Source organism: Pseudomonas sp. RIT623, assembly GCF_004519305.1.
GTDB lineage: Bacteria > Pseudomonadota > Gammaproteobacteria > Pseudomonadales > Pseudomonadaceae > Aquipseudomonas.
The window spans coordinates 20,695-31,855 of sequence record NZ_SOZA01000048.1; the positions used below are offsets into that span (position 1 = coordinate 20,695).

Sequence of the window (11,161 nt, forward strand, 5' to 3'; positions counted from 1 at the left end):
GTGGCCTGCGCGCGAGCGGCAGCGGGTTACCACCCGCTATCAAGGGTGGTAGGGCAGGCCTGGCAGTTGTGGGGTGATATCACGCTCGGCGGCGGGTTCGTCGCTGAAACCGACCGGCACCTTGCCGCGCAACTGCCAGGCGAACGCGATGATTTCGGCGATGGTCAGGTACAGCGCTTCGGGGATCTGCTCGCCCAGCTCCAGGCGCGCCAGCAGGCGCACCAGCTCGGCATTCTCGTAGATCGGCACCTCGTGCTCGCGAGCCAGGGCGAGAATGGCCTCGGCCAGCTCGTCGTCGCCCTTGGCGGTCAGGGTCGGGGCCTGCTGGCCGTCGTAGTTCAGGGCGATGGCCTGGCGGGGTGGCTTTTTGCTCATGCGTTCTCGTCCACCCAGCGTTGTTCCAGGCGTGTGCGCGGGCCTTGCGGCGGGGTGCCAGGGTGGCACTCCAGGTCGCCGACGTCCAGGCCGCGGGCCAGCAGGCGCTCGCGCAGGCTGCCCAACTGGCTGTCGATCAGGCGCGCGGTGTGTTCCTGTTGTGCCCACAACTGGCCGGACAGCCGCCCCTGGGCCAGCTGTGCCTGAACCTGCAACGGGCCGAGTGGCGACAGGTCGAAGGCCAGTTCGATACGCCACAAGGCCTGCAGCGGGTCGTGCTGTTCGCGTTCACGGTCGGCCTGCTGTTGCGGGGTTTCCTCGCGTTGCAGCTTCACTTGCAGGGGAATGAACTCCTGGCCGTGACGCACCGGGATTTCGCTCTGCCAGGTGGTCTGCTGGTTGCCGTTGTCGAGGGTACCGCTCTGCTGCAGGCTCGACAGCGAATGGCTCTGCAGCCGGGAAATCGCCGCTGCTGCAAGGCGCAGCAGTTGCTGCAGGTCGCCTTCGCTTTCCAGCTTCTGCAGCAGCCGCGAGGGCAAGGGGAAAGCGCTGGGCAAGGGCCGTGGGCTTACCTGGCCGAGCATGCCCAGGGCGCTACGGGCCAAGCCCGGCAGGGCGTGGGCAAGGGGCGTGCCGGCCAGGGATGGGGCAGGGGCCAGCGGCGGATGGCCAGGCTGATTGGGCAGGGCCTGGGCCACCAGCCGGATCAACTGCGCCTTGAGGTCGGGGGCGACGCTGGCCGCCTGGCCGCCGAGCAGCTTGGCCTCGAGGAAGGTGCCGCTGTCGTTGAGGGCCTGGGCGAGGTTTTTCGCATCCCCCAGTTGTCGCGCGTCTGGCAGGCTGGCGAGTAGGCGTTCGGCGCTGGCGCGTAGTTCGACACCGGCATCCGGGGTGCTGGCGATGCGTTGCAGCACGTTGAGCAGCCCCGGCAGCGAGGCCTGCTGGGCCTGCTGGGTCGACAGGTGCTGGGTGACCGCCAGCTGGTCCTGACGACCGCTCAGGGGCACGAAGCGCAGTGACTGGTCGCCTTGCACCACGGCGCTGAGCAGGCTACCCAGTGGTAGCCTACGTGGGCTGTCGATGACCAGGGTGGCGCCAGCCTGGCTGCTATTGAGCAGGCTCACCAGCGAGCGAAAGCTGGTGGTTTCGCCAGGCACCGGGGGCAGTGCCTGGCTGGTCAGTACCTTGCCCTGCAACAGAGTGCCAACCGGGACCTGGCGGGTGTCGAGCTGGGTGAGGGTAGCGATAGTGCCGGCGTTGCCCAGTTGCACCATGACCGCCAGGCGGTTGCTGTCGGGCTGGCTGACGATGATCTGGCTACCCGGGGCCAGGGGTTGGCTGGCGTTGGCCAGCACTTGGCTCTGGTTGCCGTTGGCCTGGGTCAGGCGCAGCAGCAGCTGGAAGTCCGGGCCGACCTGGCGCAGGCTTACCACCTCGGCCTCGGCGCTTTCGCCGGGCGGCAACAAGCCTGGCTGGGCCTGCAGCAGGCGCAGCAGTTCGCCGGTCATGGCGGCCTTGGCCACCTGCGGGCTTAGCGCAGTTTGAGCGCCGAGACTATTGATTTCAGTCATGATTGTATACAACCTGTCGAACCCGCCCTCTTGGCAGGGCGGCGCCGCGTGTAATAATGCCGCCTGCCCGCCACTGCCAGTATAACGGCAGGGCTTGAGGCGACTTGAGACACGGGGTGCGATCTGGCCCCACACTGCATAAGGCGATACTGTGACCCTTCACCTCCAAGCCGTGGGCCTGGCCTGCGAGCGCGACTGGCGACTGCTCTTCGAGCACCTGGACTTCGAGCTGCGCCCCGGCGACATGTTGCAGATCGCCGGCCCCAATGGCAGTGGCAAGACCAGCCTGCTGCGTCTGCTGGCCGGGCTGATGCAACCCACCGCCGGGCAGATCCTGTTCAATGGCCAGCCTTTGGCCGAGCAGCGCCACGCACTTGCCAGCATCTTGTTGTGGATCGGCCACGCCGCAGGCATCAAGGACCTGCTGACCCCGGAAGAAAACCTCGCCTGGCTGTGCGCATTGCACAAGCCCGCCGACCGTGACGCGATCTGGCTGGCCCTGGAGGCGGTCGGCCTGCGTGGCTTCGAGGATGTCCCCAGCCATACCCTGTCCGCCGGCCAGCAGCGGCGAGTGGCCCTAGCCCGCCTGTACCTGGACAGCCCGCCGCTGTGGATCCTCGACGAACCCTTCACCGCCCTCGACAAACAGGGCGTGGCCCAGCTGGAAGCGCACCTGGCGGCCCACTGCGAACAGGGTGGCACCGTGGTGTTGACCACCCATCACATGCTCGCTCACAAGCCTGACGGCTATCGCGAGTTGAACCTGGGGCAATGGGCGGCATGAGCGTATTTCTTCTTCTATTGCGCCGCGAGGCGCGCCTGTTGTTCCGCCGCCCGGCGGAGTTGGCCAACCCGTTGGTGTTCTTCGCCATCGTGGTGGCGTTGTTCCCGTTGGCGGTCGGCCCCGAAACGCAATTGTTGCAAACCTTGTCGCCGGGACTGGTCTGGGTCGCGGCCCTGCTGGCGGTACTGTTGTCGCTGGACGGGTTGTTTCGCAGCGACTTCGAGGATGGCTCGCTGGAGCAGTGGGTACTCTCGCCCCATCCACTGGCCATGCTGGTACTGGCCAAGGTGCTGGCGCACTGGATCTTTTCCGGGCTGGCGCTGGTATTGTTGGCGCCATTGCTGGCGCTGATGCTTGGCCTGCCGGCCAGTTGCCTGCCGGTGCTGCTGGCCTCGTTGCTGCTGGGCACCCCGGTGTTGAGCCTGCTCGGCGCGGTGGGCGCGGCGTTGACGGTCGGTCTCAAGCGCGGCGGCCTGCTGCTGGCGCTGCTGATTCTGCCGTTGTATATCCCTGTATTGATCCTGGGCAGTGGCGCGTTGCAAGCGGCATTGCAGAATATGCCGGCCACCGGTCATCTGCTCTGGCTAGCCAGCCTGACTGCCCTGGCCGTGACACTGGCACCCTTTGCGATAGCGGCCGGGCTGAAGATCAGCGTCGGCGAATAACGAGTCCCGGGCATCGCAGCCCGGCCAATACCCTGGATGTACCCTGATGAAAATTAGCTGGACGTGGTTCCACAAGCTGGGCTCCCCAAAATGGTTCTACGCCATCAGCGGCCGCATGCTGCCGTGGCTGGCCGTCTCCGCCGTGCTGTTGCTGCTGGTCGGCATCACCTGGGGCCTGGCCTTTGCCCCCCAGGACTACCAGCAGGGCAATAGTTTCCGCATCATCTATATCCACGTGCCCACGGCGATGCTGGCGCAGTCTTGCTACGTGCTGCTGGCGGTGGCAGGGGTGGTGGGGTTGGTGTGGAAAATGAAACTGGCCGATGTCGCGCTGCAATGCGCGGCGCCCATCGGCGCCTGGATGACCGCGGTGGCGCTGGTGACCGGAGCGATCTGGGGCAAGCCGACCTGGGGCAGCTGGTGGGTGTGGGACGCGCGCCTGACCTCCATGCTGATCCTGCTGTTCCTGTATTTCGGCATCATCGCCCTGGGCCAGGCGATCAGCAATCGCGACAGCTCGGCCAAAGCCTGTGCGGTGCTGGCGATCGTCGGCGTGGTCAACATCCCGATCATCAAGTACTCGGTGCAGTGGTGGAACACCCTGCACCAAGGTGCCACCTTCACCCTCACCGAAAAGCCGGCGATGCCGGTGGAAATGTGGGCGCCGCTGCTGATCACCGCGCTGGGTTTCTATTGTTTCTTCGGTGCCGTGCTGTTGCTGCGCATGCGCCTCGAAGTGCTCAAGCGCGAGGCCCGCGCCAGTTGGGTGCGCGATGAAGTGTTGAGCAGCCTGGGCCGGGAGGTCGGCAAATGAGCTTCGCGTCCTTCAGTGATTTTCTCGCCATGGGGCACCATGGCCTGTACGTCTGGTCGGCCTACGGCATCTGCCTGGCGGTGCTGGCGCTCAATGTCGCCGCGCCCCTGCTGGCCCGCCGTCGCTACCTGCAAGAAGAGGCGCGCCGTCTGCGCCGGGAGAGCAAACCGTGAATCCGCAGCGCAAGAAACGCCTGTTCATCATCCTCGGCCTGCTGGCCGGTGTCGGCGTGGCGCTGGGCTTCGCCCTCAGCGCCCTGCAGCAGAACATCAACCTGTTCTACACCCCGACCCAGATCGCCAACGGCGAGGCGCCGCTGGACACCCGCATTCGCGCCGGCGGCATGGTCGAGAAAGGCTCGGTGCAGCGTTCGGCCGACTCGCTGGACGTGCGTTTCGTGGTCACCGACTACACCAAGTCGGTGCCGATCACCTACCGCGGCATCCTCCCCGACCTGTTCCGTGAAGGGCAGGGCATCGTTGCCCTCGGCAAGCTCAACGCCGACGGCGTGGTGGTGGCCGACGAGGTGCTGGCCAAGCACGACGAGAAATACATGCCGCCTGAGGTCACCAAGGCCCTGAAGGAAAGCGGGCAGGCCGCCACTGGTGGGGAGGTCAAGCCATGAACGCAGCCCTGGTGATCCCTGAGCTGGGCCAGTTGGCGATGATCCTGGCGATCTGCTTCGCCGCCGTGCAGGCCAGCGTGCCGCTGCTCGGCGCCTGGCGCGGCGACCGCCTGTGGATGAGCCTGGCGCGCCCGGCGGCGTGGGGCCAGTTCGCCTTCTTGGCGTTCGCCTTCGCCTGCCTGACCCACGCCTTCATGACCGACAACTTCTCGGTCGCCTATGTCGCCAGCAACTCCAACAGTGCCTTGCCCTGGTATTACAAGTTCAGCGCCGTGTGGGGTGCCCACGAGGGCTCGCTGCTGCTGTGGGCGATGATCCTGGGGGGCTGGACCTTTGCCGTGTCGATCTTCTCGCGCCAGTTGCCGCAAGTGATGCTGGCTCGGGTGCTGGCGGTGATGGGCATGATCAGCGTGGGCTTTCTGAGCTTCCTGATCATCACCTCGAACCCGTTCTCGCGCCTGCTGCCGCAGGTCCCGGGTGATGGTCGCGACCTCAACCCGCTACTGCAGGACTTTGGCCTGATCGTTCACCCACCCATGCTGTACATGGGCTATGTCGGCTTCTCGGTGGCCTTCGCCTTCGCCATCGCCGCGCTGCTTGGCGGACGCCTGGACGCGGCCTGGGCGCGCTGGTCGCGGCCCTGGACCATCGTCGCCTGGGCATTCCTCGGCGTGGGCATCACCCTGGGCTCGTGGTGGGCTTACTACGAGCTGGGCTGGGGCGGCTGGTGGTTCTGGGACCCGGTGGAAAACGCCTCGTTCATGCCCTGGCTGGTGGGTACCGCGCTGATCCACTCGCTGGCGGTTACCGAAAAACGTGGTGTGTTCAAGAGCTGGACGGTGCTGCTGGCCATCGCCGCCTTCTCGCTGAGCCTGCTGGGCACCTTCCTGGTGCGTTCCGGCGTGTTGACCTCGGTGCATGCGTTTGCCGCCGACCCGTCGCGGGGCATCTTCATCCTGATCTTCCTGTTGTTCGTCGTCGGTGGTTCGCTGACCCTGTTCGCCTTGCGTGCGCCGGTGGTCAAGAGCCAGGTGGGCTTCGCCCTGTGGTCGCGCGAGACGCTGTTGCTGGCCAACAACCTGGTGCTGGTGGTGGCGGCGTCGATGATCCTGCTCGGCACCCTGTATCCGCTGGTGCTCGATGCCCTGACCGGGGCCAAGCTGTCGGTCGGCCCGCCGTACTTCGATGCGTTGTTCCTGCCGCTGATGGCGTTGTTGATGCTGGTGCTCGGAGTTGGCGTGGTAGTGCGCTGGAAAGACACTCCCGGCAAATGGCTGGCCGGCATGCTGACCCCGGTGCTGATTGGCAGCGCGGTACTGGCGCCGCTGGCCGGGCTGCTGGTCGACGACTTCGACTGGCCGGCCTTGAGTGTGTTCGCCCTGGCTGCCTGGGTGGTGCTCAGCGGCGTGCGCGACATCCTCGACAAGACCCGGCACAAGGGCCTGGCCAAGGGCCTCGGCGGCCTTTCCCGCAGCTACTGGGGCATGCAGTTGGCCCACCTGGGGCTGGTGGTGTGCGCCCTAGGCGTGGTGTTGTCGAGCAACAACAGCGCCGAGCGCGACTTGCGCATGGCGCCGGGTGAAACCGTCGAGCTGGGTGGTTATCACTTCCTGTTCGAGGGCGCCAAGCACTTCGAAGGCCCGAACTTCATTTCCGACAAGGGCACCATTCGTGTTTCGCGCGAGGGCCGTGAAGTGTCGGTGCTGCACCCGGAAAAACGCCTGTATACCGTGCAGCAGTCGATGATGACCGAGGCCGGCATCGATGCCGGCTTCACCCGCGACCTGTACGTCGCCCTGGGCGAGCCACTGGAAAACGGCGCCTGGGCGGTGCGGGTGCATATCAAACCTTATGTCCGCTGGATCTGGCTGGGCGGTCTGCTGACCGGCCTGGGCGGCTTGCTGGCGGCCCTCGACCGGCGCTACCGCGTCAAGGTCAAGACCCGGGTGCGTGAAGCCCTGGGCGTGTCTGGAGCAACTGCATGAAGCGTTGGATCATGGTAGTGCCACTGGCGGTGTTCCTGCTGGTGGCGGTCTTTCTCTACAAGGGGTTGTTCCTCAAGCCCGACGAGTTGCCCTCGGCGATGATCGGCAAGCCGTTCCCGGCGTTCTCGCTGGCCACGGTGCAGGGCGAGCGCAACCTGACCCAGGCCGACCTGCTGGGCCGTCCGGCACTGGTCAACGTGTGGGGCACCTGGTGCCCATCGTGCAAGGTGGAGCACCCATACCTGAACCAGCTGGCCGAACAGGGAGTGCTGATCCACGGCGTCAACTACAAGGACGACAACGCCGCCGCGCTGAAATGGCTGGCCGAGTTCCACAACCCCTACCAGTTGAACATCGCCGATCCGCAGGGGTCCCTGGGCCTGGACCTGGGCGTGTACGGCGCGCCGGAAACTTTCCTGATCGACGCCAAGGGCATCATTCGCTACAAGCATGTCGGCGTGGTCGATGCCACGGTGTGGCGTGAACAGCTGGCGCCGCTGTACCAGGGCCTGGTCGACGAGGCACGGCCATGAAGCGCTGGCTTGCCGCCGTGGTGTTGGGGCTGGGCCTGGCCGGGATGGCCAAGGCCGCCATCGACACCTATCAGTTTCGCGACGACGCCGAGCGTGAGCGCTACCAGCAGCTGACCAAGGAGCTGCGTTGTCCGAAATGCCAGAACCAGGACATCGCCGACTCCAATGCACCGATCGCCGCCGACCTGCGCCGCGAGATCTTCCGCATGCTCGGCGAAGGCCAGAGCAACCAGCAGATCGTCGACTTCATGGTCGACCGCTATGGCGACTTCGTGCGCTACAAGCCGGCGCTCAGCGGCCGCACCTGGCTACTCTGGTTCGGCCCGGGGATCCTCCTGGCAGGGGGCTTCGTGGTGCTCGCGGTGATCGTCCGCCGGCGCCGTGGCCAAGCCGTGGCCGGCAATACCGAACTGTCCGCCGACGAACGCGAGCGTCTCGCCAAACTGCTGGAAAAAGAACGTACCCATGACTGAATTCTGGCTTAGCGCGGGCCTGCTGTTGCTCGCCGCCCTGGCTTTCCTGCTGTTGCCGATCCTGCGCGGCCACCGCCGCCAGCAGGCCGAACAGGACCGTACGGCCCTCAACGTGGCGCTCTATGAAGAGCGTGTCGCCGAGCTGGCTGCCCAGCAGGCTGCCGGTGTGCTCGATGCGCGGCAACTGGCCAAGGGCCGCGACGAGGCGGCTCGCGAGCTGCTGGCCGATACCGAGCGCGACGAGGTAGCCCGCCAGGGTCGTCTGGGCAAGGTCATCCCGCTGTTGGCGGCGATCCTGGTGCCAGTCATGGCGCTGGGTTTGTACTTGCACTTCGGCGCGGCGGACAAGGTCGAGTTGACCCAGGAGTTCGCCCAGGCGCCGCAGTCGATGCAAGAGATGACGGCCCGCCTCGAACGGGCCGTGCAGGCGCAGCCTGATTCGGCTGAAGGCTTGTACTTCCTCGCGCGCGCCTACATGGCCGAGCAACGCCCGGCCGATGCCGCCAAGGCCTTCGAACGTGCGGTGGCCCTGGCCGGGCGCCAGCCAGAGCTGCTCGGACAATGGGCTCAGGCGCTCTACTTCGCCAGCGACAAGCGGTGGAGCAGCCAACTGCAGGGGCTGACCGACGAGGCACTGCAGGCCGACCCGCGTGAAGTGACCAGCCTGGGCTTGCGCGGCATTGCCGCCTTCGAGGGCGAGCGCTATCAGGAGGCCATCGACTTCTGGAACCGCCTGCTGGCCCAACTGCCGGAGGGTGACGCCTCGCGCGCCGCGTTGCAGGGGGGTATCGATCGCGCTGCCGACAAGCTCAAGGCCGGCGGTGGCAAGGTCGCCCAGGCCGCGCGCCTGAAAGTACGGGTCGAACTGGCCGCCGCGCTCAAGGACAAAGTGCGCCCGGACGACACCGTGTTCATCTTCGCTCGCGCGGTCAAGGGCCCGCCCATGCCGTTGGCGGCCAAGCGGGTGACGGTGGCGCAGTTGCCGATCGAAGTGGAGCTGTCGGACGCCGACGCGATGATGGCGCAGATGAAACTGTCGGACTTCGCCGAAGTCCAATTGGTAGCCCGCGTCTCCCGCGCCGGGCAGCCCACCCAGGGTGAGTGGAAGGGCCAGAGCGCGCCATTGGCCACCGCCACCCAGGGCACCCAGCATCTGACCATCGACAGCCCCGACTCATAAGAGAGCACCTCCATGAACAGCACCGCCCGCCTGACCCTGATCTCCCTGGCCCTGGGTCTTTGCGCGTGTACGGTGCACCAGCCGGGCGAGCGCGAGCCGCTGCCGCCGATCGAGACCACGCCGCCACCGCACCAGGGGCCGGTGGTCAAGCCACTGCCGGGCGGCCAGCCCGGTAGCCAGCCGAGCAAGCCGGCGGCGCTGCCCAAGCCGATGCCGCGCACCTCTGCCAGCTTCGCGCCGCCACCTGGCGGCGCCAGCCACTGGGACCCCAAGTTGGGCGTCTATGTGCTGGAGAAGCAGCCCAACACCTTCTACCGCCAGCGCACCTATTACCGCTGGAACAACGGCTGGAGCTGGTCGCTGAGCCCTAGCGGGCCGTGGCAGGACACCGACAGCAGCGGTGTGCCGGGCGGGCTGGGACGCGCGTTCGGGCATTAATCAATAGCTTTTACCCGGTGACAGGACCGGCTGCATCGACAGCTGGCATACTCCCCCTTCGCATTCAACCGGAGGGTGGCATGAGCAAGACAGTCCTGGTGCTGGTGGAAACCGTCGATGACTACCTCCCCCTGCTGGAGCAGGCCGGCTACCGCCTGATCCGCGCGCCGTCGCCGCAGATGCGCGCCGATGCCATTGCCCGGCATGCCGAGCAGATCGATGCCGTGCTGACCCGTGGTCCGTTGGGTCTGAGCGCTGCTGAAATCACCACCCTGGTCAATCTGCGGATCATCTGCGTGATCGGCGCCGGCTACGAGCAGGTCGACCTGGCTGCCGCCGCGGCGCGTGGCATCATCGTCACCAATGGCGCCGGGGCCAATGCCGGCCCGGTCGCCGACCATGCCATGGCCTTGTTGCTGGCGCTGCTGCGCGATATTCCCCGGGCCGACGCCAGCACTCGGCGTGGCGAGTGGAACCGGGTGATCAGCCCGTCGGTGAGTGGCAAGCGCTTGGGTATCATCGGCCTGGGCGCGGTCGGCCAGGCCATTGCCCGGCGGGCCAGCCAGGGGTTTGACATGAATGTCAGCTACCACAGTCGCACGCCCCGTGCCGAGCTGCCCTACACCTGGTACGACAGCCCGTTGCATCTGGCCGACGCTGTGGACATTCTGGTGGTGGCCACGCCCGGTGGCAATGGCACCCGCCACCTGGTCGATGCCGCGGTACTCGAGGCGCTGGGCGCCGAGGGGTACCTGGTCAACATCGCCCGGGCCAGCGTGGTCGATACCGACGCATTGGTCGGCGCCTTGCGCGGCGGCGTGATCGCCGGGGCGGCGCTGGATGTATTCGATGACGAGCCAGCAGTGCCGGATGCTCTCAAGACACTGGGCAACACGGTGCTCACGCCGCACGTGGCGGGGCAATCGCCGGAGGCGGCGCGTGACACGGTGGCCCTGGTGCTGGGCAACCTGCAGGCGTTCTTCGCCGGCGAGCCGGTGTTGACCCCCGTTTATGCCTGATCCCTTTCTTAATGCCTGCCTGACGGTGTGTCGGGCTTGAGGAGCCTTTGCATGCAACTCGAAATTTTCCAGGTCGATGCTTTTTCTGCCGTGCCGTTTGGCGGTAATCCGGCGGCGGTCATCCCGCTGGAACAGTGGTTGCCAGACGATGTGCTGCAGCGCATCGCCGAAGAAAACAACCTGTCCGAGACCGCATATTTCGTACGCAACGGTGAGGCGTTCGACCTGCGCTGGTTCACCCCGGCGGTGGAGGTCGATCTGTGTGGGCATGCCACGTTGGCGGCGGCCTGGGTGTTGTTCGAGCAACTGAGCGAGCGGGCAGAGGTGTTGCGGTTCAATACCCGTAGCGGTGAGTTACGGGTCAGCCGTGATGCCGATGGGCTGCTGGCGATGGATTTTCCGGCCAAGCAGCCGGTTGTGCAGGACTTTCCGGCCGGGTTGCTGGAGGCCCTTGGGCTGATTGAGGCGCGGGCGTTGTATCGGACTGACGACTTTATCGTGGTGATCGATGATGTTGACTTGATCGAGGGGCTCAAGCCGGACTTCGTGGCGTTGTCGGCGTTCGATGTGCGGGGGATTGCGGTGACGGCGCCGGGGCGGGGGGTTGATTTCGTCACGCGGTGGTTTGGGCCGCGGGTTGGGGTCAATGAAGATCCTGTGACGGGGTCGGCGCATACGTCATTGGTGCCCTATTGGGCT

At 66.3% G+C, this 11,161-nt stretch carries 14 protein-coding genes; 12 read left to right on the forward strand and 2 right to left on the reverse strand.

The window, feature by feature from the left end; translation table 11 throughout:
* Positions 1–39: 39 nt before the first annotated feature.
* Positions 40–375 carry an EscU/YscU/HrcU family type III secretion system export apparatus switch protein gene (locus tag E3U47_RS22680; RefSeq protein ID WP_134693822.1) on the reverse strand — a complete coding sequence of 112 codons (336 nt, stop codon included), beginning with the start codon at positions 373–375 and terminating at the stop codon, positions 40–42.
* Positions 372–1,946, reverse strand: coding sequence for a flagellar hook-length control protein FliK (locus tag E3U47_RS22685; RefSeq protein ID WP_134693823.1), 1,575 nt, complete (start codon positions 1,944–1,946; stop codon positions 372–374). Before E3U47_RS22685 ends, E3U47_RS22680 begins: the two co-directional genes overlap by 4 nt.
* Positions 1,947–2,097: 151 nt before the next feature.
* On the opposite strand from E3U47_RS22685, the gene ccmA reads away from it, so the two are divergent.
* The 12 genes from ccmA to E3U47_RS22745 form a co-directional block, all read left to right on the forward strand.
* Complete coding sequence (gene ccmA / locus E3U47_RS22690; RefSeq protein WP_134693824.1) at positions 2,098–2,730, forward strand: cytochrome c biogenesis heme-transporting ATPase CcmA; 633 nt, start codon at positions 2,098–2,100, stop codon at positions 2,728–2,730.
* The gene (ccmB, locus tag E3U47_RS22695; RefSeq protein WP_134693825.1) at positions 2,727–3,395 is read left to right on the forward strand and encodes a heme exporter protein CcmB; all 669 of its coding nucleotides are present in this window, start codon (positions 2,727–2,729) and stop codon (positions 3,393–3,395) included. The genes ccmA and ccmB overlap by 4 nt, the downstream gene beginning before the upstream one ends.
* A gap of 46 nt (positions 3,396–3,441) precedes the next feature.
* Positions 3,442–4,209, forward strand: a complete 768-nt coding sequence (locus E3U47_RS22700) for a heme ABC transporter permease (RefSeq protein WP_134693826.1) — start codon at positions 3,442–3,444, stop codon at positions 4,207–4,209.
* Positions 4,206–4,382, forward strand: coding sequence for a heme exporter protein CcmD (gene ccmD / locus E3U47_RS22705; RefSeq protein WP_011534872.1), 177 nt, complete (start codon positions 4,206–4,208; stop codon positions 4,380–4,382). Before E3U47_RS22700 ends, ccmD begins: the two co-directional genes overlap by 4 nt.
* Complete coding sequence (gene ccmE, locus E3U47_RS22710) at positions 4,379–4,834, forward strand: cytochrome c maturation protein CcmE (protein ID WP_134693827.1); 456 nt, start codon at positions 4,379–4,381, stop codon at positions 4,832–4,834. Before ccmD ends, ccmE begins: the two co-directional genes overlap by 4 nt.
* 11 nt (positions 4,835–4,845) lie before the next feature.
* On the forward strand, positions 4,846–6,819 hold the full coding sequence (locus E3U47_RS22715; RefSeq protein WP_177414266.1) for a heme lyase CcmF/NrfE family subunit: 1,974 nt from the start codon (positions 4,846–4,848) through the stop codon (positions 6,817–6,819).
* The gene (locus E3U47_RS22720) at positions 6,816–7,352 is read left to right on the forward strand and encodes a DsbE family thiol:disulfide interchange protein (protein ID WP_134693829.1); all 537 of its coding nucleotides are present in this window, start codon (positions 6,816–6,818) and stop codon (positions 7,350–7,352) included. Before E3U47_RS22715 ends, E3U47_RS22720 begins: the two co-directional genes overlap by 4 nt.
* Positions 7,349–7,825, forward strand: a complete 477-nt coding sequence (locus tag E3U47_RS22725; RefSeq protein ID WP_134693830.1) for a cytochrome c-type biogenesis protein — start codon at positions 7,349–7,351, stop codon at positions 7,823–7,825. Before E3U47_RS22720 ends, E3U47_RS22725 begins: the two co-directional genes overlap by 4 nt.
* Positions 7,818–9,005 (forward strand): c-type cytochrome biogenesis protein CcmI, encoded by a 1,188-nt coding sequence (gene ccmI, locus E3U47_RS22730; protein ID WP_134693831.1) that lies wholly within the window; start codon positions 7,818–7,820, stop codon positions 9,003–9,005. The genes E3U47_RS22725 and ccmI overlap by 8 nt, the downstream gene beginning before the upstream one ends.
* A gap of 12 nt (positions 9,006–9,017) precedes the next feature.
* Positions 9,018–9,443, forward strand: a complete 426-nt coding sequence (locus E3U47_RS22735) for a hypothetical protein (RefSeq protein ID WP_134693832.1) — start codon at positions 9,018–9,020, stop codon at positions 9,441–9,443.
* Between the two features lie 80 nt (positions 9,444–9,523).
* The gene (locus E3U47_RS22740) at positions 9,524–10,462 is read left to right on the forward strand and encodes a 2-hydroxyacid dehydrogenase (RefSeq protein WP_134693833.1); all 939 of its coding nucleotides are present in this window, start codon (positions 9,524–9,526) and stop codon (positions 10,460–10,462) included.
* A gap of 51 nt (positions 10,463–10,513) precedes the next feature.
* Positions 10,514–11,161: PhzF family phenazine biosynthesis protein (locus tag E3U47_RS22745; RefSeq protein WP_134693834.1), on the forward strand; the 648-nt coding region annotated here is incomplete at its 3' end.